31 protein-coding genes and 5 pseudogenes are annotated in these 26502 nt (G+C 70.7%); 13 read left to right on the forward strand and 23 right to left on the reverse strand.

Features of this window, described 5'->3' with window-relative positions:
- Window positions 1–209: 209 nt before the first annotated feature.
- The 5 genes and pseudogenes from MQP27_RS20710 to MQP27_RS20730 form a co-directional block, all read right to left on the reverse strand.
- On the reverse strand, window positions 210–545 hold the full coding sequence (locus MQP27_RS20710) for a hypothetical protein (RefSeq protein ID WP_242766779.1): 336 nt from the start codon (window positions 543–545) through the stop codon (window positions 210–212).
- Between the two features lie 710 nt (window positions 546–1255).
- Entirely contained in the window at window positions 1256–1399 is a 144-nt protein-coding gene (locus MQP27_RS20715) for a hypothetical protein (protein ID WP_242766780.1), read from the reverse strand.
- A 94-nt stretch (window positions 1400–1493) separates the two neighbouring features.
- The gene (mihF, locus tag MQP27_RS20720) at window positions 1494–1805 is read right to left on the reverse strand and encodes an integration host factor, actinobacterial type (protein WP_242766781.1); all 312 of its coding nucleotides are present in this window, start codon (window positions 1803–1805) and stop codon (window positions 1494–1496) included.
- A gap of 92 nt (window positions 1806–1897) precedes the next feature.
- The gene (locus tag MQP27_RS20725; RefSeq protein ID WP_242766782.1) at window positions 1898–2329 is read right to left on the reverse strand and encodes a thioredoxin domain-containing protein; all 432 of its coding nucleotides are present in this window, start codon (window positions 2327–2329) and stop codon (window positions 1898–1900) included.
- Window positions 2326–3369, reverse strand: a pseudogene (locus tag MQP27_RS20730) (recombinase family protein). The gene MQP27_RS20725 and the pseudogene MQP27_RS20730 overlap by 4 nt, the downstream one beginning before the upstream one ends.
- Before the next feature lie 32 nt (window positions 3370–3401).
- Here MQP27_RS20730 and MQP27_RS20735 point away from each other — a divergent pair.
- Together MQP27_RS20735 and MQP27_RS20740 are read left to right on the forward strand one after the other, a co-directional pair.
- Complete coding sequence (locus tag MQP27_RS20735) at window positions 3402–4118, forward strand: class I SAM-dependent methyltransferase (RefSeq protein WP_242766783.1); 717 nt, start codon at window positions 3402–3404, stop codon at window positions 4116–4118.
- A gap of 416 nt (window positions 4119–4534) precedes the next feature.
- Window positions 4535–5125 carry a cation efflux transmembrane domain-containing protein gene (locus tag MQP27_RS20740; RefSeq protein ID WP_242767142.1) on the forward strand — a complete coding sequence of 197 codons (591 nt, stop codon included), beginning with the start codon at window positions 4535–4537 and terminating at the stop codon, window positions 5123–5125.
- Window positions 5126–5215: 90 nt separating this feature from the next.
- Here MQP27_RS20740 and MQP27_RS20745 read toward each other — a convergent pair whose 3' ends face one another.
- Window positions 5216–5410, reverse strand: coding sequence for a peptide deformylase (locus tag MQP27_RS20745; protein ID WP_242766784.1), 195 nt, complete (start codon window positions 5408–5410; stop codon window positions 5216–5218).
- On the opposite strand from MQP27_RS20745, the gene MQP27_RS20750 reads away from it, so the two are divergent.
- Complete coding sequence (locus MQP27_RS20750; RefSeq protein ID WP_242766785.1) at window positions 5394–5909, forward strand: DUF6248 family natural product biosynthesis protein; 516 nt, start codon at window positions 5394–5396, stop codon at window positions 5907–5909. The two genes, MQP27_RS20745 and MQP27_RS20750, sit on opposite strands and share 17 nt — an antisense overlap.
- Before the next feature lie 170 nt (window positions 5910–6079).
- On the opposite strand, the pseudogene MQP27_RS51910 reads toward MQP27_RS20750, so the two are convergent.
- Window positions 6080–6241: pseudogene (locus MQP27_RS51910) on the reverse strand (ISL3-like element ISMdi2 family transposase); the annotation flags it as partial.
- A gap of 93 nt (window positions 6242–6334) precedes the next feature.
- Here MQP27_RS51910 and MQP27_RS20760 point away from each other — a divergent pair.
- Window positions 6335–6787, forward strand: coding sequence for a hypothetical protein (locus MQP27_RS20760; protein WP_242766786.1), 453 nt, complete (start codon window positions 6335–6337; stop codon window positions 6785–6787).
- 118 nt (window positions 6788–6905) lie between these two features.
- Here MQP27_RS20760 and MQP27_RS20765 read toward each other — a convergent pair whose 3' ends face one another.
- A complete protein-coding gene (locus MQP27_RS20765) occupies window positions 6906–8432 on the reverse strand; it encodes a hypothetical protein (RefSeq protein ID WP_242766787.1) in 1527 nt (508 codons plus the stop codon).
- Between the two features lie 122 nt (window positions 8433–8554).
- Between MQP27_RS20765 and MQP27_RS51695 the strand changes: the two genes are divergently transcribed.
- The 3 genes from MQP27_RS51695 (at window position 8555) to MQP27_RS20775 (ending at window position 10472) form a co-directional block, all read left to right on the forward strand.
- Window positions 8555–8797 carry an HNH endonuclease gene (locus MQP27_RS51695; RefSeq protein ID WP_372511278.1) on the forward strand — a complete coding sequence of 81 codons (243 nt, stop codon included), beginning with the start codon at window positions 8555–8557 and terminating at the stop codon, window positions 8795–8797.
- A gap of 600 nt (window positions 8798–9397) precedes the next feature.
- Window positions 9398–10024: a gamma carbonic anhydrase family protein gene (locus MQP27_RS20770; protein WP_242766788.1), complete on the forward strand. Its 627-nt coding sequence runs from the start codon at window positions 9398–9400 to the stop codon at window positions 10022–10024.
- Entirely contained in the window at window positions 10011–10472 is a 462-nt protein-coding gene (locus tag MQP27_RS20775; RefSeq protein ID WP_242766789.1) for a lipocalin-like domain-containing protein, read from the forward strand. The genes MQP27_RS20770 and MQP27_RS20775 overlap by 14 nt, the downstream gene beginning before the upstream one ends.
- Here the strand turns inward: MQP27_RS20775 and MQP27_RS20780 are convergent.
- The 3 genes and pseudogenes from MQP27_RS20780 to MQP27_RS20790 form a co-directional block, all read right to left on the reverse strand.
- Window positions 10429–11092 (reverse strand): annotated as a pseudogene (locus tag MQP27_RS20780) (phosphoribosyltransferase). The gene MQP27_RS20775 and the pseudogene MQP27_RS20780 overlap by 44 nt on opposite strands.
- 395 nt (window positions 11093–11487) lie before the next feature.
- Window positions 11488–13461 (reverse strand): aconitate hydratase, encoded by a 1974-nt coding sequence (locus MQP27_RS20785; RefSeq protein ID WP_242766790.1) that lies wholly within the window; start codon window positions 13459–13461, stop codon window positions 11488–11490.
- Entirely contained in the window at window positions 13461–14462 is a 1002-nt protein-coding gene (locus tag MQP27_RS20790) for a hypothetical protein (RefSeq protein ID WP_242766791.1), read from the reverse strand. Before MQP27_RS20790 ends, MQP27_RS20785 begins: the two co-directional genes overlap by 1 nt.
- Before the next feature lie 404 nt (window positions 14463–14866).
- On the opposite strand from MQP27_RS20790, the gene MQP27_RS20795 reads away from it, so the two are divergent.
- Window positions 14867–15736, forward strand: coding sequence for an SDR family oxidoreductase (locus MQP27_RS20795; protein ID WP_242766792.1), 870 nt, complete (start codon window positions 14867–14869; stop codon window positions 15734–15736).
- On the opposite strand, the gene MQP27_RS20800 is transcribed toward MQP27_RS20795, so the two are convergent.
- The 6 genes from MQP27_RS20800 to MQP27_RS20825 all read right to left on the reverse strand — a co-directional run bounded on the left by MQP27_RS20800 (window position 15733) and on the right by MQP27_RS20825 (window position 18950).
- Entirely contained in the window at window positions 15733–16602 is an 870-nt protein-coding gene (locus MQP27_RS20800) for a universal stress protein (protein WP_242766793.1), read from the reverse strand. The genes MQP27_RS20795 and MQP27_RS20800 overlap by 4 nt on opposite strands.
- Before the next feature lie 512 nt (window positions 16603–17114).
- The gene (locus tag MQP27_RS20805; protein WP_372511261.1) at window positions 17115–17612 is read right to left on the reverse strand and encodes a hypothetical protein; all 498 of its coding nucleotides are present in this window, start codon (window positions 17610–17612) and stop codon (window positions 17115–17117) included.
- An 88-nt stretch (window positions 17613–17700) separates the two neighbouring features.
- A complete protein-coding gene (locus MQP27_RS20810; RefSeq protein ID WP_242767144.1) occupies window positions 17701–17847 on the reverse strand; it encodes a DUF6126 family protein in 147 nt (48 codons plus the stop codon).
- 100 nt (window positions 17848–17947) lie between these two features.
- Entirely contained in the window at window positions 17948–18421 is a 474-nt protein-coding gene (locus MQP27_RS20815) for an ATP-binding protein (protein WP_242766794.1), read from the reverse strand.
- Window positions 18418–18759: an ArsR/SmtB family transcription factor gene (locus tag MQP27_RS20820; protein WP_242766795.1), complete on the reverse strand. Its 342-nt coding sequence runs from the start codon at window positions 18757–18759 to the stop codon at window positions 18418–18420. Before MQP27_RS20820 ends, MQP27_RS20815 begins: the two co-directional genes overlap by 4 nt.
- Window positions 18760–18764: 5 nt before the next feature.
- Complete coding sequence (locus MQP27_RS20825) at window positions 18765–18950, reverse strand: hypothetical protein (RefSeq protein WP_242766796.1); 186 nt, start codon at window positions 18948–18950, stop codon at window positions 18765–18767.
- 203 nt (window positions 18951–19153) lie between these two features.
- On the opposite strand from MQP27_RS20825, the pseudogene MQP27_RS20830 reads away from it, so the two are divergent.
- A pseudogene (locus MQP27_RS20830) lies at window positions 19154–19406 on the forward strand (IS630 family transposase); the annotation flags it as partial.
- A gap of 26 nt (window positions 19407–19432) precedes the next feature.
- On the opposite strand, the gene MQP27_RS20835 reads toward MQP27_RS20830, so the two are convergent.
- On the reverse strand, window positions 19433–19930 hold the full coding sequence (locus MQP27_RS20835; protein ID WP_242766797.1) for a quercetin 2,3-dioxygenase: 498 nt from the start codon (window positions 19928–19930) through the stop codon (window positions 19433–19435).
- Window positions 19931–19989: 59 nt separating this feature from the next.
- Here MQP27_RS20835 and MQP27_RS20840 point away from each other — a divergent pair, with 59 nt between their 5' ends.
- The gene (locus MQP27_RS20840) at window positions 19990–20700 is read left to right on the forward strand and encodes a TetR/AcrR family transcriptional regulator (protein ID WP_242766798.1); all 711 of its coding nucleotides are present in this window, start codon (window positions 19990–19992) and stop codon (window positions 20698–20700) included.
- A gap of 575 nt (window positions 20701–21275) precedes the next feature.
- Here the strand turns inward: MQP27_RS20840 and MQP27_RS51700 are convergent.
- The gene (locus MQP27_RS51700; RefSeq protein WP_372511262.1) at window positions 21276–21575 is read right to left on the reverse strand and encodes an integrase core domain-containing protein; all 300 of its coding nucleotides are present in this window, start codon (window positions 21573–21575) and stop codon (window positions 21276–21278) included.
- Entirely contained in the window at window positions 21496–22149 is a 654-nt protein-coding gene (locus MQP27_RS20855) for an LLM class oxidoreductase (RefSeq protein ID WP_242766799.1), read from the reverse strand. Before MQP27_RS20855 ends, MQP27_RS51700 begins: the two co-directional genes overlap by 80 nt.
- 352 nt (window positions 22150–22501) lie before the next feature.
- Between MQP27_RS20855 and MQP27_RS20860 the strand changes: the two genes are divergently transcribed.
- Window positions 22502–22882: a hypothetical protein gene (locus tag MQP27_RS20860; protein ID WP_242766800.1), complete on the forward strand. Its 381-nt coding sequence runs from the start codon at window positions 22502–22504 to the stop codon at window positions 22880–22882.
- Here MQP27_RS20860 and MQP27_RS20865 read toward each other — a convergent pair.
- The 3 genes and pseudogenes from MQP27_RS20865 to MQP27_RS20870 form a co-directional block, all read right to left on the reverse strand.
- On the reverse strand, window positions 22839–23729 hold the full coding sequence (locus MQP27_RS20865) for a fructosamine kinase family protein (RefSeq protein WP_308289964.1): 891 nt from the start codon (window positions 23727–23729) through the stop codon (window positions 22839–22841). The genes MQP27_RS20860 and MQP27_RS20865 overlap by 44 nt on opposite strands.
- 55 nt (window positions 23730–23784) lie before the next feature.
- A complete protein-coding gene (locus tag MQP27_RS51020) occupies window positions 23785–23910 on the reverse strand; it encodes a hypothetical protein (protein WP_278196333.1) in 126 nt (41 codons plus the stop codon).
- Window positions 23911–24691: 781 nt separating this feature from the next.
- Window positions 24692–24871, reverse strand: a pseudogene (locus tag MQP27_RS20870) (helix-turn-helix domain-containing protein); the annotation flags it as partial.
- A gap of 170 nt (window positions 24872–25041) precedes the next feature.
- On the opposite strand from MQP27_RS20870, the gene MQP27_RS20875 reads away from it, so the two are divergent.
- Both MQP27_RS20875 and MQP27_RS20880 read left to right on the forward strand, forming a co-directional pair.
- Entirely contained in the window at window positions 25042–25395 is a 354-nt protein-coding gene (locus tag MQP27_RS20875; RefSeq protein WP_242766801.1) for a hypothetical protein, read from the forward strand.
- Window positions 25396–25749: 354 nt separating this feature from the next.
- A complete protein-coding gene (locus MQP27_RS20880) occupies window positions 25750–26367 on the forward strand; it encodes a DUF1963 domain-containing protein (RefSeq protein ID WP_242766802.1) in 618 nt (205 codons plus the stop codon).
- The last annotated feature ends 135 nt before the right edge of the window (window positions 26368–26502 follow it).

Here is a 26502-nt window from a genome sequence, read left to right on the forward strand (position 1 = left end):
CGATGACGGCCCGCCGCCGCAACCAGCCTGACCCTCACTGACCATGCACGCCAGGCAGGTAGGCGACACTGAACAGCCGGGCTGCCGACCTGCCACGAGCCGGCACCAGACGACGGCCGTGGCTCAGCCGGCCGGGATCACGCGCTCCACCCAGAGCGGGAAAGGCTCGCAGAAGACAGGTCACGGCGATAACGGCATACCGCGACGGCTCATGCCGCGGCGGCGGCCAACTCGGGAAAGCGCTGCTCCCAGCAGATGCGTACGGGCTTGCCCAGGGCGATGCGCAGCCGTGGCCAATACCTCACGAGCAGGTCGGCGTTGAGGTAACCGGTCAAGTCGTCACGCAGGCCGTTCGTGAGCACGATGCGGTACAGGCCCAGCAGCAGCTTCTCGTCGCTCACCTCGAAGCGCCTCAACCCCGACCACGCCAGATGCAGAGGCAGCTCCACCGTCCCGGTCGCGGGGCCGGACAGCTCCTCAAGATGCGAGGGCAGACGCTCGGCCACATGGGCCCAGCGGGAAGCGGTGGCGTGGTCCACGGTCACAGCTTCAGTATGACTCCTGGTGGCGGGACTCATCGCCCGTCGGCGGACGTGCACCCGCTGCCGGATGTCCGGCCGGCACCGGCCCCAGCCGCCCGACAGTAGCCTGGAGGCAGCCCAGCGCACCGGCACCGTCGACCCTGTACGACTGCTGTGCGACGGCAGGGGCCCCTTCCTCGAAACCCTGGCCCCGCCGTCCGCGCCGACACCGAACAGGCCCTGGCTGAGGCCCGGGCCCGGCTGGCCGGCCATGTCAGCGAGATCGCTGTGCAGCAGCTCGGTGATGCTTCGGTTCCGCACCCGGCAGCTGGCATGCCGGGGGCGGAACCGTTCGTCGATGGGGCGGGTTATCCGAGCCAGACGGATGTCGATGACGTACAGGCATCCGGCCGGGCGGTTGATCCAGTAGACGGCGGTGAGGCCGCCGACCGAGCAGGAGCGGGCGGGCGATGCAGGCCCCCTACCCGAGGCTGCGGGCCCTGCTCGGTCGGGGATGCCCCGTACGGGGCGGACGAGGCCGGGGACGTGCGGTTTTGCCTGCCCGATGAGGATGGCCGGGAGCGGTCGCTGCGGCTGGACGAGATCCCGCTGCCGCCGACCACCCCGGCCGCCTGGCCGCGCCCGTAGGCGTGCCGTTCGCGGCGGGCCAATGGGCTGCAACGCCCAAGGACCCCGGCGGTGGCTGACCGCCGGGGTCCTCGGCGGCGTGCCGGTCAGACGTCGATGTCGACGAGCGGCGGGAGTTCGCGCAGGGCGGTGGGCAGGTCGGTGATGCCGCGCTGGAGGTACCAGCCGCGGGCCCAGCGCAGGACAGCGGCGCGGCCGAGGCGCACCTCGTCGCAGAACTGCGAGAGCACGTTGGCGCAGAAGTCCTCGCGGAGCGCGACGAGTGCGTCGTTCTGGCGTCTCCACCCTGCCGGAGCCGGGCGCCGACCGACAGGGCGCCACCGGTCAGCCCTTGGGCGCGAACCGTTCGAGAAGGCGTTCGCGCTGCTGGATACCCAGGCCGCGCACCCGGCGGCTGTCGGAGATCCCCATCTCGGCGAGGAGCTTGCCGGCCCGGACCTTGCCGATGTCGGGAGCGATTCGAGCAGGGCGGACCGGCATCTTGCGGACGGCCTCGGAGTCGCTGGCCAGCACCTCGGCGAGCGACAGCGTGCCGTGCTTGAGGGCGCCCTTCACATCGGCCCGCTCCTTGCCCGTGGCGGCGGCCTTGTCGGGCGCGGCCCGGCGCTGTTCGGGACTGAGCGGGGGCAGAGCCATGAGGGGAATCCTCTCGTCGTGCGAAACGTGAGCGGGCCCATCATGGCTCCGCACACGGGCCGTTGACCGGCAGGTTTACGGGGTTTACACGGTCAGTCCGCATCCTCGGCAGCTGCTTGGAGGGCCTGCCGGAGCTGGCCGGTGCCGGGTGCCCCGGCGATTCCGGTGGGGGTGCGGTAGATCCGGCAGGCGACGGACGCGGGGGCGCCGGGCTCGGCGAAGGGGTCGCGGCCGTTGATGAGGATGGTCGGGGAGCCGGTGAACCCAGCCTGTTCGGCCTCGGCCTGGTCGGCGATCACGCGGGTGGTGACGGCCGTGGCGCTCAGCCCGGCATCGGCCAGGGCCTCGCGCAGCCGTTGCTCGGCAAGCTGCTGGTTGGGGCAGTCGGGCACGACCAGGACCTCGATCTCCATGCCTCCAGGGTCGCGCGTCCCGGTGTCGTACGGGCCGAACGGCCCGACCTGGCCGGGCAGGGCGCCGAGCTGGGGCGAGTCGCCCTTGGTGCGGTGCGGTCCGGGGATCACGTGTTACTCCCTGGGGTGTGGGCGCGTTCGGTCGGACGTGGCCGCGGGATGCCGTCGGCGGCGATCAGGGCGGTGAAGTCGGCGTGCGCCGCCTCGACGGCTGCGGGGTACGCCTCGCGCTTGGCGTGCTCGGCGAGCGCCCGGTAGACGCTGGCGACGGAAGGGCTCTGTCCCTTGCGTTTGCCGGTGGGGATGATCAGGTCGGGCTGGATCTCCTCGACGGACTCGCCGTTCGCGCGGCGCCGGAGCACGGTGTGGAGCATGTCGTCGGTGATGACCGGGGGCCGGCCGCCGTGCTTGCCCTTGCGGGCCGTGGTGTCGAGCCCCTCCAGTGTCGACTCCCGGATGTTCTCCCGCTCCGTCTCCGCCATCGCCGCGAACAATGCGAACAGCAGCTTGCCGGGGCCGGTGGGGTCTTAAATGCCGGGCAGGGGTCCGGCGAGCATCTCCAGGACCAGGCCGTGGGCGGTGAGGTGGTCGGCCAGCGCGGTGAGTTCGGCGGCGTCGCGGCCGAGCCGCTTCATCTCGTACACGGTGAAGATGACCCGGCAGTGCGGGGCGTGCGCCTTGACCTCCCGCGCGGTCCTCAGCGCCTCTTCGAACCGGGGGCGGACCCGTACCCGGGTGCTGATCTTCTCGCTGAAGATCTTCTCCCTCGGGATGCCGTGCTTGCTGAGCGCGTCGAGCTGCGAGTCGAGTTCCTGCCCGAGAGTCGAGCACCTCGCGTAGCCGATACGGATGTCCGCGCTCGGCAGGTCCGGATCGATGGGCGCCGGCGGCGGGGTGCCCAGCCGCCACGGCCGGCCCGGGCCGCGGTCGGCCGGGGTCGGCACCCGCAGCGCCTTCTCCAGCCGGGGCACCATCGTGAAGCGGCGGGTGTGGTAGGCGGAGGCGACCGCGCCGCCGCGCGAGCGGCACGGCGAGCCGGGCTGCGCGTCACACTTCGGACAGGCGTGCTGTTCGACGTCGTCCGCGTCCGACCGGTCGGTTGGTGTGACTGAGCGCTTCAGTTGGCCGCTTTGAGTGTCACAGTTGGCCACGTCCCGTGCCCTCAGCCAGAAGGAGTGTCCTAGTGAACTCGATCGTGCAACCGGACGGAGTTGCAGGCGAGTGGCCGGATCGAGTGGCCGCCGTTCGCCGCGAGCTCGCCGAGCACGGGCCGCCGCGGAGTCCCGATGGGAGCCCGGACTTCGCCACCGTCACGCTGCCGGAGCGCGACTGTGATCAGGTACGTGACCTCCTGGTGGACGAACGGGTCGGCACGGTCATCGAGATCGGACTCGCTTATGCCAGTTCGGCGCTGGCGATCGGCGAGGCGCTGCTGCGCGCCGGTTCACGGAACCCGCGGCATGTGGTGATCGATCCGTTCCAGTTCACGGCGTACGACGGTGTCGGGTGGGAGCTGCTGCGCGGTGCGGGCCTGGACGACATCGCCGAGCTGGTGATCGAGCCATCGCAGCGGTTCCTTGCCCGGTTGGCCGACGCGGGCTTCGCCGCGGACGCGGCGTTCGTCGACGGCAGCCACCACTTCCACAACGTGTTCGTCGACCTCCACTTCCTGGGGGAGATCGTCCGACCTGGCGGCGTCGTGCTGCTCGACGATGTTTGGTGGCCATCGGTCAGCGCTGCCGTGGCGTACTTCGAGACCAATCTGGGGTGGCGTCCGATACCGGGCGCTCTGGCCGACGGCACCGCCGCCCCGGCCAGCAGTCGGCCGCGGACCGGCGCCTACCGGCTGCCCGATCCGCGCCCGACGCCGGACTTCAAGGAGTTCCGAACGTTCTGCTGATTCCGGTTGGGTTCGCGAGGCCCCCACCCGAATCGGGCGACCGCGCATCAGTCACAGCGATGGCACCGCGTTGAGCTTGGAATGTCCAACTGGAGTGCTCACTGGCCAACTGAAGCGCTCAGTCACAGTTGGGGAAGGCTGCTGAGGGTCCGTCATGGGCCCGGATTTTCGCACAATGCAAGTCTGAGAAGGGGGTCCGACCCACTTTTGAGCGAGAACAGGTTCTGCGAACCGATCGGGGTCTTGGCGATCTCCAACGGACTGTAATTGATCTTGCTCGGGCAAAGGGCCCGTTTGTGAGAACTGCGCCCGCGGCGGTGCGAGCGCGTCAGATGCCGATCGGTGCCTGCGGGTGAGCTGAGCCCCCTGACCTCTGCTCCGAGCGGCCTGGCTGGGACACTCCTGCGGTGACCACGATGGACGACACCGCCCGCAAGATCCTGCTCCGCCGGGGCTTCGCCCTGGAGTACACGACGCTGTTGTGGAACGTGGTCGGCATCGTGGTGCTGGCCATCGCCGCCTTCTCGGCACGGTCGGTGGCTCTGGCCGGGTTCGGCCTGGACTCTCTGATCGAGATCGGCGCGTCGACCGTGGTGGTCTGGGAGCTGTCCGGCACGGGTGAAGCCCGCCAGCGCAGGGCGATGCAGCTGATCGGCTTCGCGTTCGCCATGCTGGCGCTCTATCTGCTGGTGCAGTCCTCCGTGGTGCTGGCCACCGGCCACCACGCGCACCACTCGCCGCTGGGTATCGCCTGGACCGCGGTCACCGCTGCGGTGATGTTCGCGCTGGCCGCAGGTAAGGCCCGTACCGGGAAGGCGCTGGACAATCAGGTGCTCAGGACGGAGGGCCGGGTCACCCTGATCGACGGGCTCCTTGCCGCGGCCGTCCTGCTCGGCCTGGTCCTCAACGCCGCGCTGGGCTGGTGGTGGGCCGACCCGCTGGCGGGCTACGTGCTCGTCTACTACGCCGCGCGCGAGGTACGGGAAATCTTCTCCAGCAACCGCTGACGCCCGCGCGGCGGCCAGGAAGACAGACCGGGGCGGGGCCGTCACGGGGCCTTTGCCTCCCGCCCCGGAGATCCGTTCGGCGGCTGACGCCTACTGCTCGTACGCCCAGGCCCGGCCGGTCTGCCTGTACTCCTCGACGGGCAGGGGCTCGACGCCGGGCCGCATCCGGTTGAGATACAGCAGGCCGTCGAGGTGGTCGATCTCGTGGGCGATGAGCCGGGCGAGGCCGCGCTCGTAGACCGTGGTCACGGTGGTACCGTCGAGCGCGGTGGTCTCGACGGGCATCCTCGACCTCGTCCCCTCCACCGTGGCCTCCCCCATGCCCGAGGAGGAGGGCGCCTGGGTCCGCGCGGACGCCTGGACCAAGGCACTGCGAAAGATCGACGACGCCTACCCCCACGGCTTCCGCCGCTGGTGCTCGTGCGAGGCCAGCCTCTGCCACTCCTGCCGCACCCGCCACCACGACCAGTGCATCAGCGCAGCCAGCCCCCGCGTCGACGAGCACGCTGGCACCATGACGGACCGCGGCGGCTTCGTCGTCGCCGTGATCCGCTACGGCCCCGACCAGCAGCCCTGCCGCTGGATCTGCCCGTGCACACACGAAACGCACACCACAGCAGACAAGGCCGCCGCCGACGTCCCCGAGACACACGAGGTGCCGACCACCCACCGGTCGACGGCGCCTTGCCCGGCGTCCGCACCCGTGTCCGCACCGGACGGACAGCTCTCCCTGTTTACCGGCGTCGTTGCGCCGGAGGAGTCCACGGGCGGGGATACGCCATGACGTTCCCCGCCCAGGAGACGCTCCCGTCTCCGCAGGGTGAGTTCGCCGAGGTGGTAGGAGATCATGCGGCCGGTGGGGCGGACGCGGCGGTTGTCGGGGGAGAGTGTGGGCGGCCACCAAAGATGGTTCTGATCCACTTCTTGTGGGGCGGTTGCGGAGGGTGATGGCCTTCAGTCGGCAAGGAGTATCTGCAGGCGGAGGAGATCGAATCCGGCGCGACCGTATCCGTCCCTCTTGATTCGCTTCGCCCGATTCACGTTGCCCTCGACCTTGCCCGAGTTCCATTCCAAGGTGAGGCCGGCGGCGACGGCATCGAAGTCCTGACGGAGGCCGCACCCCCTTGTGCCGGTGAATCCTTCGCCGACGCTCCCTCCAGTCCCGCTTGCGGGTGACGGGGCGTCAGTGCTGCTCCCTACCGTCCACACGTGACGACTCCGAAGCGCCTCGATGGCGCTCGCTTCATGCGCACCGTGGGCAAGGAACTCGCCGACCGGCTCAAGGAGACCGTGCCGAGCCTGCAGCTCGATGACCGCGACCTGCCCATAGACGGCGGCCAGGACGAAGAGGAGGACCTGGCCCGCCTGCTGATCGCCGCGGCCTGGTACCAGGTCAACTACCGCACCCCGATCGGGTTCGCCTACACCCCGCTGTCCATCACCGCACGCGAGGACCCCGGCACCTTCACCTTCGAACGGCTGTTCCAGCTGCCGCACTGCACCATGGTGGCCGACATCGTCGCCCCTCCACAAGGCCGCCGCAGGCCCGCTGCAGGCCGTGCGCGCCCGTTCCCGGAGGACTCCACGCCCGGACCCACGTTCTCCACCCACCACCTCACCGCGGACGCCGACCTCGCCGTCGACGGGCTGCTGCTCCGGTAGACCGAAGCGTGGCAGCTGGCCGACTACCTGCTGCTCGATGCCGAAGACCGCTACCGGATCGACACCGTCGGCCTGTACCGCTACCGACGAAATGCGGTTCGCGAGGTGACAGAATGCCTCATCGGCCGCTGACGCCCTGCGGCCACGACCTCCGCGCCGCCAGGAGCACCAGTGCGCCGCCCGCCACCAGCAGGACGGCGGTGCCCGCCCGCAGCAGGACTCCGTCCGCACCCGTGGCGGCGAGCCCGCGGCCAGTCGTCGTCCCGCTGCTGGTTCCCGCTCCGGAGCCGGACGGGTTCGTGGTGGCCGTGGCCGACGGGGACGCGGAGGCGCTGGGCGGCGGGCTGGATGTCGCCGAGCCGGTGGCCTTCACCGTGATCGCCGCGGTGTCGTTCGCCGCGTCGTTGTCACGATTGGGGTACTCGGGGTTCTCCACCGCCCGCAGGCTGCCCCGCGCGCCGGGCACGACCCGGTCGATCCGCACCGTGAAATCCTGGGTCACCAAGTCGCCCGGCCGGAAGTCCGTGCTGCCGATGTCGCAGGTGTAGCTCTTCGCGCCGGCCTTGCCCGGTGTGCAGTTCCACAGCGGCCCGGGGTCGCCCTGCTCGCCCGGGCCGGGGGCGCCGGTGATGGTGGTCCCGGCGGGCGGGGTCACCACGTATGTGCCGGAGTTGTCGGCGTCCGTCCAGCGGAAGCCCATCCGGCCCGGCCCGTTGTTCCGCACGCCCACGGTGATGCTCACCGTCTCGCCGACGTTGCCCTCGACCGTGTCACCGAGCGCCTGGTAGTCGGCGTGCTGGGTGGTGGCAAAGGTGCCGTACCCGGAGCCGGTGAATCCGGAGCCGGAGGCGACGGACTTCAGACCGAGCGGCGCGCCGGTGCCGGTCGCGGGGAAGTCGGACGGGTCGAAGGAGTCGGGCGCGGTGCCGCCCACCGGCCACACGACGTAGGTGTTGTAGCCGTACATCGTGTCCTTGGAGGCGGTGTAGCGCAGCGGCGCGTCCGTCTCGTAGGCCGCGCCGGGCGCGACGGGGGTGTCGAACCGGCACCAGGCGCCGACGTCGGGCCCGTCCGAGTAGTGGCAGTTGGAGTGGTCACGGGCGAGAAAGACGCCTTCTGATTCCTGCACCAGCAGCATGACGCCCTTGTCGGCCGAGGCTGTGCCGGTGTTGGCGAAGGCCGGGGTGCGCTCGAAGACGGCGCCGGGCGCGATGCCGTTCAGCGCCGGGTAGGGCCGACGGACGAGTTTCGGCCCGCCGACCAGGACGTCCGTCTTCCCCGTCACGGTGGCCGCGTCGGAGGCGGTGGCGGTGTAGGTGACGGCACCGGTGTCGCCCGCCTTGACGGCCGCGGTGGGCTTCAGGAAGAACGGGTCGATCGACGCCCTGCCCGACAGCGGGCCCACGTCGCACCTCACCTTCAGGGTGCCGGTGCTCACGCAGTCCCCCGTGACCACCATCGTCGCCTTCCCGGCGAGGGACGACGCGTCGACCGCGACCGAGACGTCATGGGCGTCCCCGCCCGAGGCGGTAATGCCGAGGTCCAGGTTCGGGCCCTCGCCCACGGTGGGGAGGTAGTAGTGCTCCTGGGCGTCCAGGACGAGCGTCGTTCCGGCGGCCTGTGCGGTCGGGGTCGCGACCGCCATAGCGGCGGTCGCGAAAGCGGCGGCCGCCGCTGTCCGCCAGGTTCTGCGTATCGTCAGCACACTACGTGGACACGCCAGAACACCGGAAGGTTGCGCCCGAGCGTCCGTCAGCTGACGGACGGGTGCCGCTCTGCCGGCTCCTCGCCGGACGATGCGAGGCATGCGGGCGCGTCGATGAGGTGGAAGTCCGCCACGTCGCCAAACTCGCTGACCTCGGCCGACTGGGAAACCGACCACCGGGGGCACATCTCATGGCCGCGCGGCACCGCAAAACCCTTGTGGTCTGCGGAAGTTGTCACGCGGACATCCACGGAAGATCCGTCGCAGCACTCACGGAGCAGTCACTGGAGAGCGACGTGCGGTGACAAGTCGCATGCGTCGTTCGGGCTGGGGGTCGTGGGAAAAGGACCTGCTCAGCAGGCACCTCGCCGACGGCCCACCAGTACCGTCTGGCACAACCGAACCCGCCCCCGGCACGGCGCCCCAGGTGATGCACCCGCCCGCATCGCGCGTGGGCCGGCTGGCCGTCCGGGTCAAGCAGCATCACGCGGCCGTGCACGCCCTCCTCGGTGAGGGTTCGACGACCCAGCGGCGGCCCCACGAACACCGGCCGCCCCGCCCGCCGTGTGTCCGGCATGGGTGTTTCGGCCGTCGGGTCAGGGGCTACCCGGCCGTGTGATGGGCCAGACAGACACGCCGGTCCTGCGGATCGCGTACGACGACAGCGGCCCGGCGGACGGCCGGCTTCTGGTGGCCATGCACGGCCGGCCTGACGACATCCGTAGCCGGGAGGTGTCCCCGAACGGTTCGACGGCCCGTACGAGCGTGGCTTGCTGCCCGGTGGCGGTCATTTCCCCACCCCCCGAGAGGCGTCAGCGGCAACCGCCCAGGCGATCCTCCGCCTGATCGAGGAAACGGCTGCTGTCCGCCGTTGAACCGCAGGTGCCATACCGAGAGGAGACACCATGCTCATCGAGCACCGGGGCCGCAGGCCCGTCGTACCGGATTCGGCCTATGTCGCGGCCTCCGCCACGGTGTGCGGGGCCGTTGTGCTCGGTGAGGGTGTGCGGGTGCTGCACGGGGCGGTGCTGACCGCGGAGGACGGCGAGGTGACGGTCGGGGCCAGCACCGTGGTGATGGAGAACGCCCTGGTCCGCGGCCGCAGGGCGCATCCGGCGGTGATCGGGGACGCCGTGCTGATCGGACCGCACGCCCACGTCAACGGCGCCCGCGTCGAGAACGAGGTGTTCCTCGCCACCGGCGTCTCGGTGTTCCCGGGTTCGGTCGTGGGCGCCGCTGCCGAGGTACGGATCAACGGTGTGGTGCACGCCAATTCCCGGCTGGAGCCGGAGGCCGTCGTACCCATCGGATGGATCGCCGTGGGCGATCCGGCCCAGTTCTTCTCGCCCGAGCGGCACGAGGACATCTGGGCCGTACAACGGGAGCTGGACTTCCCCGGCACGGTGTACGGGGTCCCGCGCGGCACCTCGATGCGCGAGATCATGGCCCGGCAGAGCGAGTTCTACGGCTTCCATCGTCAGGACGTGATCCTCGGTCACGAAGGACGTGAATCCACGCATGATCACAGATGAGGCCGACCGCGTCCGGTCCGCACTGCTGGGCGCATGGCGTCTGGTGACCTGGCAGTCCGTCGACACGGCCGGGAGCGTGTCCTACCCCTTGGGAGAAGACGCGGTGGGGCAGCTGATGTACACCGCCACCGGCCACGTGTCGGCCCAGTTGGTCCGGGCGCGCATGCCGCGATTCGCGAGTGACGACTGGCGGAGGGCGACAGCCGAGGAGAGGGCCGCCGCGTGGCCGGGCTACTTCGGCTATTTCGGCACCTTCACCCTCGACACCGATGCCGATACGGTCATCCACCACATCGAGTCCAGCTGGTTCCCCAACCTCGTGGGCACCCGGCAGGTGCGCCATTACCGCTTCGAGGACGGCAGGCTGGTCCTGGACGCCGACACGTCGTGGGGACAGGTCCGTATCATCTGGGAGAAGCTTCCGCGGACGTCCCGTGGAGTGCCTTGAGGACGTCCTCGTCCGTCAGTTGCTCGAAGTCCTCGTACCACTGTCCCACGGCCCTGAACGTGTCCGGCCGGTGCAGGCAGACCACTTCGTCGGCTTCGCCTCGCAGCAGCTCGGCGGCCTGCGGCGAGCACACCGGCACCGCCGGGACCACGTGCGCGGGGGCTTGGCGGCGGACATGGTGCAGCGCGGCGCGCCCGATGGATCCGGTGGCCACGCCGTCACCGACGACGATCGCGGTACGTCCCCTGACATCCGCGGCCGGACGACCGTGCCGGTAGCGTTCTTCCCTGCGGTGGGCCTCCGCCCGCTCGCGCTCCACCACGTCTGACAAGGCCCTCTCGCGCAGGCCCATCCGATCCAGGGCCTGCTCGTCGAAGAGCAGCGGATCGTCCCCGGCCGGCGCGCCGACGCCGAACCCCGCCTGCAACGGCACGCCGATCTTGCGGACGACCAGCACGTCCAGCGGCGCTTCGAGGGCTTCGGCCACCTCGCGGACCACCGACACGCCGCCGCGGGGCAGGGCCAGGGCGACCGGATGAGCCAGTACGCCCTTTCTCCTGCTGGAGGCGCAACCGCGCGGCGAGCTCCCGCCCTGCATGCCTGCGGTCACGGAACTGCATGCGCCCGGGACCCCTTCCACGACGGTCATCGGACAGCCGACGTCCAGGCTCCGGGCACGACCTGGACCTTGGAACCCGCTCGCGCAGTCGCGCAAACCATCCCGTCCTGCCCCGCCTCCTTCGCCACCGCTGGGCACCCGCGCGGGGCCGTACACACACCAGGTGGAAGCAGCAGCTGTCGCGCTTCTTCGGCGGGGAGCAGCAGTTCGTCCGGGCCACCCGCGTTCACGGACAGGGCCACGGTCCGATTCGGCCACCGCTCGATCAGTTGACGCAGTGTCACAGGCCGGCAGCACGGAACACCCGCGTGTCTTCAGGAGAAAGGCGTGGTTCACGTGACTACGGGCAGTCCGCTGCGGGAGTGCGCGCCGCCGGCTGTCTTTGCAGGGGCCGGGTCAGCCTTGGGCGAGGGCGGCGATCGTCCCGCCGGAGAGCACGGTGTGTCGGCGGCCGTCGGACAGGCGGTGGCGGACCTCGTACGCCTCGTCCTTGGTGGTGTTGTGCAGGCGCAGGCGGGGTTCGGCTCCGGGGGCCAGGGCGGTGTGGAGGTTCTCCAGCCACAGCCGGTCGCCGGCGTCGACGCGGTCGTAGTCGGCCGGATCGGCGAACTCCAGTGGCAGGACGCCGAAGTTGGTCAGGTTCTGCCAGTGAATGCGGGCGTAGGACTTGGCCACGACGGCGCGCAGCCCGAGGTGGCGTGGGGTGATGGCGGCGTGCTCACGGGAGGAGCCCTGGCCGTAGTTCTCCCCGCCGACGACGAAGTGACGGCCCGGCCCGCCGTCGGTGGACAGGTCGGCGGCGCGGTGGGGGTAGTCGGGGTCGATCCGGGTGAAGGTGAACTCGGCGAGCTTGGGGATGTTGGAGCGGAACGGCAGTGCCTTCGCCCCGGCCGGTGAGATCTCGTCGGTGGAGACGTTGTCCCCGCACTTGAGCAGGACCGGGCCCTCCAGCGTGTCGGGCAGCGGGTCGAGGTCGGGCAGGCCGGAGATGTTGGGGCCGCGTTCCAGCGTGATCCGGGCGGTCTGCTCGGGCGGCAGCGGCGGCTCCAGCATCGCGCGGTTGACCGACGCCTGCTCGGGCAGGCGCAGGCGCGGGTACGGCACGGCTTCCCTGGCGGCCCAGTCACGGGGGTCGGTGATCTCGCCGGTGAGGGCGGCGACGGCGGCCGTCTCCGGGGAGCACAGCCAGACGACGTCCTGTTCGGTGCCGGAGCGTCCGGGGAAGTTGCGCGGGAAGGTGCGCAGGCTGTTGCGCCCGGGCGCCGGGGCCTGCCCCATGCCGATGCAGCCCAGGCAGCCCGCCTGGTGGATGCGGGCCCCGGCGGCGATCAGGTCGAAGGTGGCGCCCGTCTTGGTGAGGTCGGCGAGGATCTCCCGGGAGGTCGGGTTGACGTCGAAGCTCACGCCGGGATCCGTCTGGCGGCCGGCGACGATCGCGGCGGCGACGGCGAAGTCCCGCAGTCCGGGGTTGGCGGAGGAGCCGATGACCGCCTGTCCGACGGGCTCGCCCGCGACCTCGCGCACCGGTACGACGTTGCCGGGCGAGGTGGGGCGGGCGATGAGCGGCTCCAGCGAGCCGAGGTCGATCTCCTCGGTCCAGTCGTAGGCGGCGTCCGGATCGGCGGCCAGCTCACGGAAGGCGTCCTCGCGCTCCTCGGCGCGCAGGAAGTCGCGCACCGCGGCGTCGGCGGGGAACACGGAGGCGGTCGCGCCCAGTTCGGCGCCCATGTTGGCGATGACGTGCCGGTCCATGGCGGTCAGCTGCCGAAGTCCCGGGCCGTGGTACTCCAGGATCCGGTTGACCGCGCCCTTCACGCCGTGCCGTCGCAGCAGCTCCAGCACCACGTCCTTGGCGCTGACCCACTCCGGCAGGCGGCCGGTCAGGCGGATCCCCCAGATCTCCGGCATGGTCACGTACAGGGGCCGCCCGGCCATGGCGAGCGCGACCTCCAGGCCGCCCGTCCCCACGGCGAGCATGCCGAGTGATCCGGCGGCGCAGGTGTGCGAGTCCGACCCGGCCAGCGTCCGGCCGGGCACGCCGAAACGCTGCATGTGGGTGGGGTGGGAGACGCCGTTGCCGGGTTTGGAGTACCAGATCCCGAAACGGCGGCAGGCCGAGCGCAGGAAGGCGTGGTCCTCGGCGTTGCGCTCGTCCGCCTGGAGGAGGTTGTGGTCGACGTACTGGACGCTGACCTCGGTACGGACCCGGTCCAGGCCGAGCGCCTCCAGCTCCTGCATCACCAGCGTGCCGGTCGCGTCCTGGGTGAGCGTCTGGTCGATCCGCAGCCCGATCTCCTCGCCGGGTTCCATCCGGCCCTCGACGAGATGGCCGGCGATCAGCCGGTGCGCCAGCGTGCCGTGGGAACGCATCACGTCCTCCGGGTCTCGTCCGGCGTCGCGGGCCCCAGGAGAGACATCCCGGCAGAACGCCGGTCCGTTTCCTCGGGCACGGGCAACGGCTGGCGCCAACGCGTGGACGAATCGACCTCCGGCGCACTCCGACGGAGCCTGTCGGCCAGGTCCCTGCCCTCCGCCTCGTCCCGGGCGGCGACGGCGAGAAGCCGGAAGGGAGCGGAGGGCCACAGTTCCAGACACACCACGGGCCGGCCCGGCCGCACCGCGACGAAGTCCGTCCCGCCCTGGTGACGGCGCGTGCCGAGGCACAGGGCACCGGGGACGCACCTGCCCTGCTCCTGGATGCCGCGCAGGGCCCGCCACCAGTCCGGTTCGACGGTCACCCGGCGCACCGCCGCCAGCGGCACACGCACGTCACGGCGACGCACGGCCGCCTTCTCCCACCAGGCCAGCCGTACGACCAGGTCGTCGCCCTTGACGAGCATGCGCGCCATCGTCGTGCGCCTCCCCGAACAGGACTGGGGTCGACTGGCGGTTTCGAGAGCACGAGTGGCCCCATCGGAAGTGCGCAAACACCAGGCAGCGCATCCTGTCACCTCGGCGCCGATGCCGCGGCTGCCGCCGGTGACAACGACCAGCCCCGCTTCCGTCGTGTTCTGCGTCCCGGTCATCGCCGGTCCTCCCGCGCACCGCTCGACGGCCGGCCAGCGGGCCCGTTCCCTGTCGCCCGTGTACAGGCACTCGCTGACGGTCCCGCTGCGCTCCAGCAGACCGACGTCCACCCGGTGATAAGGGTCGCGCGGACCGGCGTACAGCGGCTCGTCCTCCTCGAACCAACGGTCCATCGCGGCGAAGTCGATCACTATGTGGTCCTGGAGCGGCGGTGCGTCCGGGTGCGAGGCGGGCGGGCCGGTGACCGCCTCCGGCGCGGTGCGGCAGCCCACGACCACGCTCCAGGACTCCGGGCCCTCGTCTGTGCGCTCGGCGTCGGCCGGGAAGAGCAGGTCGGTGTGCACGTCGGCCGGCGGGAACCAGTGCCCCGGCGGCTGTCGGGCACGTTCCGGCTGGCCAGCGCCCGCATGTGCCGGGGCCACTCCTCCACGTACCACCAGTTCTCGGGCGGCGGGCCGGAGCCGAACTCTGCGCCGCCGGGTCCGGGCGGACCGCTGCCAGGCGTCAAAGTCATCATCGCCTCCCGATACGGACAGGCCGGAAAGGAACGAGCGCCGTCCGCGGCGCGTGCGTTCCGCATCCTGTGCGCGGTACGCGTGAGAACCGGCCCCGCACCACCCCCGACGTCGATTCGGGGTCGTGCTGCGAGACCGGCAGAGGGCAGCAGCGAAACTGCCTGAAACGGCTCATCCGGGGGAAGGCGAGGCGTATCGACGACCGCCCCACTACGGCAGGAAGGACGGACGACGTGAAGGCCCTGATGGTGGGGGCCACCGGCCGGAACGCCGGCGCGGTGCTGCCCGAGCTGGTTGCCAGGGGTGTCACCGCACGCGCGCTGGTGCGTGACGCGGCGCGTGCCGACGTCGCGCTGCGGCGCGGGGCGGCCGAGACCGTGGTCGGCGACCTCGCCGACCCGGACAGCCTGCCGCCCGCGGTGGACGGCGTCGACGGGGTGTTCCACATCGGTCCCGCGTTCGCCCCGGACGAGGCCGCGATGGGGGTGGCGATGGTCGAGGCCGCCCGCACCGCCGGCGTCCGAAAGTTCGTGTTCTCCGGTGTCATCCACCCGTCGATCTCCGCGCTGGGCAACCACACCACGAAGCTGGCCGTCGAGGAGGCGCTGTACGACTCCGGCATGGACTTCACCGTGCTGCAGCCCGCGAGGTTCATGCAGAACTGGGCACCGGCCTGGCGGGAGGTGGTCGAGCGCGGCCGACTGCCGATGCCCTACCCGGTGACCGCCCGGTTCTGCTGGGTCGACTACCGGGACGTCGCCGAGGCCGCGGCGCTGGCCATGACCGGTGACGAGCTGCGCAACGGCACCTTCGAACTGTGCGCACCCGGCATGCCCGACGGCCGGGAGACCGCCGCCGTCGCAGGGGAGGTGCTGGACCGGCACATCGAGGCGGAGCAGGTCTCCGCGACGCGGTTCGCGGCGCAGCTCCCCGCCGGGCCCGAGCACGACGGCCTCGTACGTATGCTGACCCACTACGCCGGACACGGACTGGCCGGCGGGAACCCGCTCGTGCTGCGCGCCGTTCTGGGCCGCGAGCCGCGGTCGCTGCGGCAGTACTTCAGCGAGCTGTCACGGCATGCTCCCTCGGACGGGCCGCGCTAGCCCACGGGGACGACGGCGACAGGGCAGCGCGCATGATGCAGGACGGCGTGCACCACCGTGCCCAGCGGCAGCCCGAACCTGCTCTCGACCGGATGGCGCGGCAGCACCACCAGCCCGGCCCCGTCCGACACCTTCACCAGAGCCGCGGCGGCCGAGTCGACGGTCAGCTCGGCGTCCACGTGAACCGCCGGGTGTTCGATGACGGAACGCGCGGCGTGGTGCAGCAGCTGGGTGTGCGCGTCGCGCTCCTGCTCGATATGACTGACCTGCGACGTCACGAGGCCGGTGTGGGCGAGCGGCGTCCAGGAGTGGACCAGCCGCACATCGGCCCGGTGCAGTTCGGCCTCGACGAGCGCGAACCGTACCGCTGCCTCGTCCCGCTCGTCGTGTACGCCCGCCACGATGCCGTTGCCGACGGGCTGCACGGCGTCCCCGCGGACCACCACGACCGGCCGGTCGGCATGGGCGGTCACCTTCCGGCTCACCGAACCCAGCAGCAGCTCGGCGAAACCGCCGCGCCCTCGCGTGCCCACCACGATCAGACCGGCGTCCTGCGCCGCGCTCATCAGCGCCCCGGCCGGATCCTCCCGCGCGGCCTCGGTCTCGACGAGCACGCCCGGATGACCGGCCGTGAGCCGCGCCCGGGCGTCGTCGAGCACGCCGACGGCCGCCTGCATGGCCCGCTCCGTGAGACCCAGCTCCAGCGGCTCACCGTACCCGGCGTCCACTTCCCGACCGACGGCGTGGACGATCCTCAGCCCGCAGCCGCGCCGCTCCGCCTCCGCAGCGGCCCAGTCCACCGCGAGCCAGGAGTACGACCCCTCGTCGACGCCGACGACCACGACGCCACGCTCAGCGCCGGTCATCGCGAGTCCCGGGGCTCGGTGTGGACGCGCCAGGAGGCGGGGAGGGCCGCCCCTCCGGATCGGTGACCGGAACGCTCTCCACTCCAGCCCGCGTCCTACGCGTCATCAGCCCGCCGAGAGGCTCACCGGCGAGCACGGTCGTCGGACCCGGCCGGATGGCGTCCTCGACGGTCCCCTCGGCTCGTGACGGCGTCCTCGGCGAGCCTGAACACATCCTGCCGGTCCATCAGTCGCGTCGGCATCGCCTCAGCTCCTCCCGAGGTCTTCGCGCCTTCCAGGCTCGCTGCCAGTCGGTGGCGTTCTGCCGCACCGATCGGGTACCCGACGGTCCGGCGGCGACACGTTGGCACTCATGGATCCAGGGCCCGAAGAGACAGGCCAACCATGCCGTTTCCACTGGTGGAACAGGCTGCCCAACGGTTGGAACGACCGACCAGGGCATGAAGGAATTCAGACAGGCTCCGGACGAGGCCCGAGGCGCTTGATCACGCGCTCACGGAGCAGGACTGGGATCACGACATCCCCTCGCCCCGTCCCATACGGTCGGCCCCCTCGGGCCACAGCACCTCGAAGTCCACGCCGCTGCCGCGGGCGAACGCCACGAGATGAGCCGTGGCGTCCCGGCCGTCAGCAGGAGAGCCGTCCCACACCGCCAGCAGGAGGGCGCATGAGCGCAGCAGATTCTCGTCGGCGCCGCGGCAGGCGCCGGGGTCGGACGGGTCGTACTCCAGCAGCCGCACCTGCTCGGAGAGCAGCAGCAGTTCACCGGCGGCCCTGCGATCGTAGGGCTCCAGGACCTCGGGCACGCCGTTGCGCGAAGGCAGGGCCGTCACCAGCTTCAGTCCCGCGGCGCGGGCGGCCCTGCCGAAGGCGACCGGCAGTCCCTGCCCGGCCCGCACCAGCCCCGCCTTGCCCACCCGCGCGAACTCGGCCAGCCGCCAGTAGAACTCCTCCTCCAGCATTGCCAGCGTGGGCGCGGTGAGATCAGGGTGTCCCACAACAGCGATCACTTCAGGCCGTTCCTCTCTGCGCACCGAACCCGTCCCGGTACGGTCTGGCAGGTTCGGGTCGATCGTCTTCACCGGCCGGGTACGCGGGTCACTTGTGTGCGTGCTCGCCCAGGTAGAAGAGCAGCCACACGAACCCGGCGAACAGGTGAGTGCCGAAGATGTAGAAGCCGGCCCGCATGGCGACACCGCGCTCGATCCGCCACTCCCGGTCCTTGGTGACCTTGGCCTTCCCCACGGGCCGCTTGCCGGGGGCGCCGACGGGCTGTTCGGGCGCCTCATCGCTCACGGCTTTGCCTCCTTGCCTTTCGTGATGTCCATGTCTGATGTCCGCGCCTCTACGACGGAACGCTGAACCGTACGAGGACGACCTTGCCGTCGTGGTCGACGGCGGGTTCCGCGCTGACGTCGTCGTCGTAGTCGGCGGCCAGCTCGGCCACCATCCGCAGCCCCGCGCCCATGCCTGCCTCGCTGAGATCCGGCAATCTTGGCTCCGCGTCCGCGACGCTGACGACCAGCTGCCCGGCCGCGCCCGTCATCCCCACGTCCATCACCGGCGACCGAGGCGCATGCCGCAGTACGTTCACCACCAGCTCGCTGACCACCAGCAGCACCGCGTCCGCGAACGCGGAGCCCGGCGCGACACCAACGGCGGGCAGACGCTCGGCCACCGTCTCCCGGGCCCGGCGCACCGCCTCGGGCCCGGGCCGGAACGAGGCGATGTGCCGCTGCACCGCGGGCAGCACGTGCTCGACGGCCGCTGTCGGCCGACCGCGCCGCCACGGCGGCCGGAATCCTCCCACTCCGCTCACCGCCGCCCCGCCCCCGCCGCGCGCAGCTCGTCCAGCAAGTCCTGCCGGCCGGTCAGCAAGGTGGCCAGGATCCGCCGGGCGGCGGCGAGCAGTTCGGCCACATCGCCGCCGGACAGCTCGTAGACGACCGTCGAACCGGTGCGGGTGGCGGTGACGATCCCGGAGCGGCGCAGCACCGCCAGCTGCTGCGACAGGTTCGACGGCTCGACCTCGATCGCCGCCAGCAGGTCGCGCACCGGCTTCGGGCCGTCCTGCAGCAGCTCCAGCACCCTGATCCGCACAGGATGGCCGAGCATCCGGAAGAACTCGGCCTTCGCCTCGTACAGCGGAACCGGCATCCCGATCACCTCTCGCCCGCTTTTGCGGCGGAATCCACGTCGATGCCGTGCCGCCGTGCCACCCGCAGCGCGTCGTCCAGCTCGTCCTGAGCCACGGCCACTTCGTAGGCGTCCTCGGCTGCCAGAGCCGCCGACAGTGCGGTACGCGCCGCGTGCACCCGCTCCAGTACGGCCTCGGCGAAACCGCCCACCGAGGACCACCTCCCCTTACGACTTGGCTTACACAGCAACTAACGAATTGAAGAACTCTTCAAGAGTAGTGGACGGCGGCGTCCCCGCCTCCCCCGGTTGGGCTGTGTTCGATGGCGGCGGACGGCGTTGGCCCCCGTTACGCGCGAGCGGGCTTCGTCGGGTGACCGTGGCGCCGGAATTGCCTCTCTCCACGGTTCACGCCCGGGGCACCGCCAACACCCTGGCGGCGCTGAGGTCGATCCGAGGCCGCCCGACCCGACGGCGCCCCGGTCTACGCACCCTGGGCCAACCCGATCGAGACCCATTTCGGCCCGCAGCGACAGTTCACCCTGGCCAAGTCAAACCACCGCAGCAGCCCCGCGCAGACCCAGGCCCTCCACGCCTGTCTGCGCTGCTACAACGCCAACGCCATCCATCAGGAGGTGCCGGCCGCGCAGCGCCGAGAGCCCCGCCGCGGCCCGAACCTGGCACGCCCGTGCGGCTACGCGCCGGTGTGGGCGTTCGGCGGCGGGCCGAGGATCTCGATGTGGTGGCGTGCCGCGGTGTGGCCGAGGGCCGCGGGGTCGAACGGCCCCGGGTCGGGGAGCCGACGTTCTTGGGCCGGGGCGCCGACATCCTTGGCGAAGTCCTCGAAGCCGGACGGTGTGGTGATCTGCAGGCAGCGCAGGGGTTCCTCGGAGCCGACGACGAACGTGTGGGGCAGACCCACCGGCAGAAGCACGAAGTCCCCCGGGCAGGCGGTGAGTTCCTCCCCGTCGCACAGGAAACGGGCCGTGCCCGACAGGACGTAGAACATCTCGTCCTCTTCCAGATGCCGGTGCAGGGGCGGGGCGAAACCGGCCGGGTTGAGGAACTCCGCCACGGTGAGCCGGCCTCGGGTCTGCGCTCCAGTGGCCTTGACGGTGACGAGGTTGCCGAGGAACCACAGCGCCTGGCCTTCGGAGCCGGCCAGGACATAGGGACGGTTGACGGACGGCATGGCCGCCTCCCCCATTGGATAGACGACGTCTAGTGAATATGACGGTAGTATGTCGGTTCATGGGCGTCAACAGCAGTGCGGCCGGCCGCGGGCGGCGCCGGTACGACTCGCCGTTGCGGGACCAGCGGGCCCGGCAGACCAGGCAGGCGATCGTCGCGGCAGCGAACCGGCTCTTCGTCGCCCGCGGCTACGCGGCCACTTCCTTTGCCGACATCGCCGCAAACGCCGCGGTGGCGCGGCCGACCGTCTTCGCCGCCTTCGGCTCCAAGGCCGCGTTGCTCCGCGAGGTGGTGGACCAGGCCCTGGCCGGCGACGACGAGCCCGTGCCGGTGGCCGAGCGCCCCTGGTTCCGGCCCGTGCGGGAAGGACGGACCCCACAGGCGGTCCTGGACGCCTATGCCGAGGTCTGCCGCATCATCGGCGGGCGCGCCGCGGAGGTCTTCGAGGCGGTGCGTCGGGCCGCTGACGAAGGTCCCGAGCCGGCCGACCTGTGGGAGACGATGCAGCGCAACCGGCGCGCGGGAGCCACCATGGTGATCGACCTCATCGAGGCACTTGAACCCGGGCCGCGCCCCCTCGATCGCGAGCGCGCCGTAGACGTCGTGTGGATGTTCAACGATCCTTCCCACTACCAGTCCCTGGTCCGGGCGTGCGGCTGGAGCGAGCAGGAATACACCGCCTGGATCGCCGACCAGATGCACCACGGCCTCGGCCTCGACGACCCCAGGCCCGCGCACGGCAGCGCCGTACGGAACGAAGACAACGCGTAGCGCGGTGACCGCATGGGCGGTACCACGGTCACCAACCCGGAGCGGACGCCCGAGGACCTGATCGGCCGCAGCGCAGCGGTCGTCGCGGATCCGGGCGTGCGCCGCCAGTCCCGCCTCGTCCTGCGGCAGCAGACGCACGTACCCCTTGGCTCGCCACTGCTCGGTCTTGAGCTCTGTGAGGTCCGGGTGGATGACGTACGTCATGCTGCCGTCGAAGCGCAGGATGACGCGCTCGCCGATCAGTTCGGGGCCGAGGGCGACGGGGGTCTGCCCGAGCGAGACCATGCCGTCCTTGGACGCCTTGCGCTCGGCCTCGACCACCGTTGCGGGCGCCAGGGGCTTGTCCGCGCTGACGCCGCCCCGAGGCTCGGGCCCGCCGGGCCGGCCGCCCGGCATGATCAGCCACTGAAGGTCGGCGTCGGCGAAGGCCATCGAGCGGGTCCGGACGAGCTGACCGTCGAGCAGGACATGGACGGTGCGGTGGCTGACCCAGACCGTGACGGTCCGGCCGACCAGGTTCGGGCTGAACTTCAGGCTCTGCCCCTGCGGCAGCGTCACGTGTCGACCGGGACTGATCAGCGCCTCGAACTCCACTGCCTGGATCGGGGCGCTCTCCTCGGACGAACTGGGGCCGGCAGCACTGGAAGCCGCATGGGCTCGGAGGGCGCGGGCGCGGGCTCCGCCGCCAACGGGGCCGAGGGTGCCGAGGCACCGGACGTGATCGTGTGCGGCCGGAACACCTGGGCCGGGGTGGCCATCTCCAGCGACTGATGGGGACGGGTGTGGTTGTAGGTGTCAACCCACGCATCGATCGCGGTCTGTGCGGCGGCCGGGTCGGCGAAGGGCCCGGAGTGGTCCAGCTTCTCGCGACGCAAACCGCCGCAGCACGCCGTCGCGGCCCAGCGCGTCGGCCTCCTCGCGCGGCCGGCGCGGGCTGCTCTCCTCCATGCGGCGCGGGGTGCGCATGCCGCGCCAGAGCCGCAGGGCCTCCCACGCCTCGTCGCCGCCGCCAGCCAGGACGAGGAAGCAGGTGAGAACGAGCCGGGTCGGCCGACGGCCCGCTGCGGAGGCGCACTCCGGGCCACGTCCACAACGGTCTGGCGGGTGTGGCCGATGTCCTTGACGGACGTGATCACCCTGTCCGCCAGGCCTCCCGCGGCCGCCGTCGACCTCGACCTCGGCGCCCGAAAGCAGCGTGTCCATCAGCCAAAGCGCCTCCTGGGTGCGCGCCAGCCGGTCCCGGTACGGCGGCAGGGCGGCGTCCAGCAGCGGCAGCTCGTTGACCGCCTGGCCCATGCCCACCGCGGTCATCAGCGTCGCCGCCCGGGTGGACGCGGCCAGCGCCCCCAAGCTCGCCCAGCTGAACCCGGCCACTCCGCCGTTGCCCGTCCAGGGCTGCAGATGATCGGACACCACCAGCGCGTCGAATCCAGCAGATTCGGCCAGCATTCCATGCCGGACCAGCAGCCTCCGGCTGCCATGCCTCGTGCGCCAGAAACCATCCTATTCGCGACTTCGCTTTCCTACGTCCCCCCGCCCCGCAGGGCGCTGCATCGCACAGCGGCGCCTTGCGGCGATTTTTCTTGGCTGCCCTATTTCCTGGATCATTACCGTGGGCTGGGAACCGAGAGTTTCCACGTGATACGCCATGTGGAAATCCTTGGCGATCCGGACCTGAATTCTTCCGTGGAGGTGATGCGGGGGTCGAACTCGAATTCGCCAACATCTGTGTGGCACCCTGGCATGAGGATCTCGATGCCGCTCTCATCCGGAAGCAGATGAGCTCCTGCCCCGACGGCTGGTGGATCGTCGCCGACCTCGACGAATTCCATGTCTACGACAGACCGCCGACCGGCTCGCCCTCGCCCGGGGCACGGTCGAGTTCGACCTCGGCCAGCACTACGCCTGGACGGCCTACTCGTCCGGCGAGTGGCGCCTGGTGCACCGGTCGATCGTGGGCGAGCCACAACGCTTCATCGGTCATCTCGACGACAACGACGGCAGGATCGTTGTGGACGATCCCCAATTCCGCTTCGCGGGGCCGGAGTTGGAGCACTGGTTCCGTGCCTACCACGCCGCCCGGCAGGGCGGGGACGCCGTGACGACCGCCGGCCCGCGACGCCGGTATCGGACGGCGCTCACACCCGTGTCGGCCCGCTGCTGCGCCGGAACGGGGCGATGATCTTTCGCACGGCTTCGGCGGCTCCCCAGTCGTCGTCGTCATGGGCGATGGTGCTCAGCAGTTCCCTCAGGTGGAAGATCTCCATCCGCTCCCGCCAGCCGTCGTCGATGCCCGCGATCTCCTGGTAGACGGCGAAGAAGCGCTCCGAGGCGGGTGGGCGCGGCGAGCACCACAGCATGCTGAGGTCGGTCTCGGGCCAGTTGTAGGACACCGCGGGGTCGATCAGTACCGGTTCCCCGACGGCAGTCGAGACGACGTTCTCCTGCCAGAGGTCACCGTGTGTCAGACACGGGGGCCGTTGCGGCACCAGGTCGGGCAGGGCCGCGCACAGTCGCTCCAGGGCCCGGCACTCGGTGGCATCGAACGCCGCTTCGACCAGGGGTTCCGACAGCCAGCGAAGGATGCGGCGCTCCGCGAGGAAGGCGTAGCCGTCGCTGTCCCAGGTGTTGTCCTGGCGCAGCCGGCCCAGCCAGCCCGGACGGTGCCAGCCGAACCGGTCGGCGGCCGTCGAGGTGTGCAGGACGGCGACTGCCCGGCCGAGCCGCTCCCAGAACGCCTCGTCGTCCGGGCGTGGCCGCATCCTCTCCAGCACCAGCAGCCGGGGCGAGGCGTGCAGCACCTTCGGAGTGAGCACCCCGCCGGTCTCACGCAGCTCCCTCAGGCCGGCGGCCTCGATCGGAAAAATGTCCCGGTCCGGTCCGAGAAGCGTTTTCGCAAAGAGCTGGGAATCATCCGCCAAAGTCACCATTCCGGCAATCGCGACCACTCCCCCGGAGGCCTTTTCCACGGATTCGGCTGCGTAGCCCGCTTCATGAAGACGCTTGATGAGTATCTCCCCGTCAGACACTCGGAAATCACATCACATTTCCTCCGTGGGCACCAGGGAGCGGTTCCGGATACATTCACCGGCAGCAGCGTTCCTGCAGCGAGTACAGTCCCGCCTCCAGTCCGCCGCTCCTCAACAGCGTCACGTGATCCCCGGCCTTGGCGGCCGCACCGTCCGCGACCACCACAATGAGATCCGCCATTCCCGCGGTGGAGAAACGGTGAGAAACCAACAGGGTGCTCCACCGTCCGTCGCCGACCTTCCGGCCTGAGCGACATAACGCTGGAAAAGGACGTGTTCCGCCTCGGCGTCGAGAGCGGAGACCGGCTCGTCGAACACCGTCAGCAAAGGCCCGTCCCGCATGAACGCGCGGCCGAGCGCCAGCTTCTGCCACTGGCCGCGGGAGAATTCCGTGCCGTCAGTGCGGCTTTTGCCGAGCCGATGCGCGGCAGGTCGCCTACCCCTACAGCCTCCTGCACCGTGAATTCGTACCGGATGAAGTCCTGGAAAGCCGCCGCCGTGCGGGCACGCCACCCTCCTCCCCATCGGCTCCTCGTAGTACAACCCGCCGTCGGGACGCCGGTGTTGCGTGTGCCGCTTCGGCGGGAGGCGGCCCGCCCGCTGGTAACACAGCATCGCTGCTTCCTGGTCCGTCCGGCGTGATCAGTACTGGAGGGCGGCCCAGACCTCGCGGTCGCGCTCGGCGGTCCAGATCACCGGGTTCGACGCCGCCGAGTTCGTCCCAGACGCGGGAGACGTCGAAGGGCAGGCAGTGCTCGAAGATGGGCCAGCCGCCGTAGCGGTCGACGAGCGCGGCGTGTGTGGCCCGGAAGGCTTCCTTGAGGGTGCCGCCGCGCTGCTGGACCGCACTGACCTCGTCCAGCATGACGGTGAGGAAGTGCCGGGTCTGGGCGACGGCGGCGTGTACCGATGTCGGCGCAGCTTCCCCGGCTGGACCGGGCAGCGGAACAGCACACGCCCGCCCGTTGCGCGAGCAGGGGCCGCACCTCGCCGATGGCACGAGTGATGGTGGAGCGGTCCACACCGAACGAGCGGGCCAGTACGTCGTGAGTGGTACCGCGGCGGAGATTCACCGGTGTGGCCAGCAGCCGGTCGACGAACACGCACTTGTGCTTCGCTCCGGCTCCTACAGCCCGTCGCCGCGGCTCGTCCGCCAGACATGCCTGAAGCCGCTCGTGCCTCACGTGCCCCAACCCCCATCATGCTCAGTTCAACGAGCTGCCTGGGCACGAGCCACGGCCAACGGTGCACGAGGTCGTCAGGCCCAATGCCGTGACTCTGTTGGTGATCTTCGGCGAAGGGAACCTCCGCGATGCTGGTGCGGAATCGTCTCGATGTGCTGTTCGAGGACGAGGAGTTCGCGGATCTCTGTCCCGCTGATGGGCGGCTCGGGTTCTCGCCGGGCAGCTCGCGCTGGTGTCGGTGCTCCAGTTCGCCGAGGTTCGATTACTCGCTGCTGAGCGATTTCCGCGCCCGCCTGGTGCAAGGCGACGCGGCGGACCGGATGGTGCGTGTGATGCTCAAGCGGTTGACCGAGGCTGGATTGCTGAAGGCCGGCGGGCGGCAGCGTACCGATGCGACGTATGTCCTGGCCGCGGTGCGACGGCTCAGCCGCCTGGAGGTGGCCGGGGGAGTCTGTGGGCCGCCCTTGAGGAACTGGCCGTAGGCCTCGCGGCCCAAGAGAGACCATGTCGAAGGCATCGCCGACCCTCCGGGGTGAGAGTGAGGGAACGGCGGATCAGTCCCGTACCGAAGTGCACTGCGAGTCGGCAGAGGCATGCGACGCGGGAGCAGCCATGTGCCCAGTCTCCCGCACCGTCAGGAACCGTTGCCGTTCAGGAACCTGCGGCCTGGCGCCGGCGCCGCCCTGGCACGATGGACCAGCCACGCGCCAAGGGCGGCGGAACCCGGCCCGTGCGGTCCCCTCGCCGCCTGGACCGACACGACGAAGAGGGCACTCATGGTGAGCACGTTGAGGATCGAGGCATTCGTTCCAGCCCCGGCGCCGATCACCGATCCGGTGACCAAGTTCGGAGGCCAGCCGGTGTGGCTGTGCGAACCGCAGTGGCCGGTCAACGACGCCTGGGACGAGCCGATGCGCTTCATCTGCCAGATCGATCTCGAGACCGTACTCGGCGAGGCGGGGCGAGGCAGACTGGCGTACGTCTTCATCACGCACGCGCAACACGGCGACGACACCTTCTTCGACCCCGACACCGCCTTCCCCGATGAGGGCGCGAACGCGATCATCGTGCAACCGGGAGGCGCCTACCACGGTCCCACGCTCCCGACAGCCACTGGCCCCACCCTCTTTCACGCCGATGACGGGTCCGACGCCGAATACGCCCTCCAGCTCATCCCGGACACCGACCCCGACTTCCGGCCCCAGCACCAGCCCGGCACACCGCCGCCCGACGATCACGCGCACTACTGGGAACAGATCAGCGGCGACAAGATCGGCGGAACACCCGCGTTCTTCCAAGACGACGATTGGCCCGACAACGGGCCCTGGACACTGGCCCTGCAGCTCAGCCCCAACTTCCAGCCGTTCCACCTCAACCTCGGCGCCGCGCCCACCACATTCGCATTCGTCTCCCCCGACGCGACACAAGGCCGCCTCCTCATCCAAGACACCTGACCCGAACCGGGAAACCACCGGCCCGTCCAGGAAAGATCAATGCCGGCCTCGCTGGTCAGGACCGGGTCGAACGCTCCTCCTACCTGCTGAACCACTCGTTGGGCGGGCCACTTCAACGTTCCCGCAGCTCACGGT

Source organism: Streptomyces cylindrosporus (assembly GCF_022698165.1).
Taxonomy (GTDB): domain Bacteria; phylum Actinomycetota; class Actinomycetes; order Streptomycetales; family Streptomycetaceae; genus Streptomyces; species Streptomyces cylindrosporus.

Bases quoted from the DNA above. Each gene is read 5' to 3' on its own strand.
- mihF (WP_242766781.1), bottom strand. From the start codon at position 1,805: ATGGCTCTGCCCCCGCTCAGTCCCGAACAGCGCCGGGCCGCGCCCGAC.
- MQP27_RS20740 (WP_242767142.1), top strand. From the start codon at position 4,535: ATGGACGACACCGCCCGCAAGATCCTGCTCCGCCGGGGCTTCGCCCTG.
- MQP27_RS20745 (WP_242766784.1), bottom strand. From the start codon at position 5,410: ATGCCCGTCGAGACCACCGCGCTCGACGGTACCACCGTGACCACGGTC.
- MQP27_RS20765 (WP_242766787.1), bottom strand. From the start codon at position 8,432: ATGGCGGTCGCGACCCCGACCGCACAGGCCGCCGGAACGACGCTCGTC.
- MQP27_RS20770 (WP_242766788.1), top strand. From the start codon at position 9,398: ATGCTCATCGAGCACCGGGGCCGCAGGCCCGTCGTACCGGATTCGGCC.
- MQP27_RS20775 (WP_242766789.1), top strand. From the start codon at position 10,011: ATGATCACAGATGAGGCCGACCGCGTCCGGTCCGCACTGCTGGGCGCA.
- MQP27_RS20785 (WP_242766790.1), bottom strand. From the start codon at position 13,461: ATGCGTTCCCACGGCACGCTGGCGCACCGGCTGATCGCCGGCCATCTC.
- MQP27_RS20800 (WP_242766793.1), bottom strand. From the start codon at position 16,602: ATGACCGGCGCTGAGCGTGGCGTCGTGGTCGTCGGCGTCGACGAGGGG.
- MQP27_RS20820 (WP_242766795.1), bottom strand. From the start codon at position 18,759: ATGCCGGTTCCGCTGTACGAGGCGAAGGCCGAGTTCTTCCGGATGCTC.
- MQP27_RS20835 (WP_242766797.1), bottom strand. From the start codon at position 19,930: ATGCCGTCCGTCAACCGTCCCTATGTCCTGGCCGGCTCCGAAGGCCAG.
- MQP27_RS20840 (WP_242766798.1), top strand. From the start codon at position 19,990: ATGGGCGTCAACAGCAGTGCGGCCGGCCGCGGGCGGCGCCGGTACGAC.
- MQP27_RS20855 (WP_242766799.1), bottom strand. From the start codon at position 22,149: ATGCTGGCCGAATCTGCTGGATTCGACGCGCTGGTGGTGTCCGATCAT.
- MQP27_RS51020 (WP_278196333.1), bottom strand. From the start codon at position 23,910: ATGGCGGATCTCATTGTGGTGGTCGCGGACGGTGCGGCCGCCAAGGCC.
- MQP27_RS20875 (WP_242766801.1), top strand. From the start codon at position 25,042: ATGCTGGTGCGGAATCGTCTCGATGTGCTGTTCGAGGACGAGGAGTTC.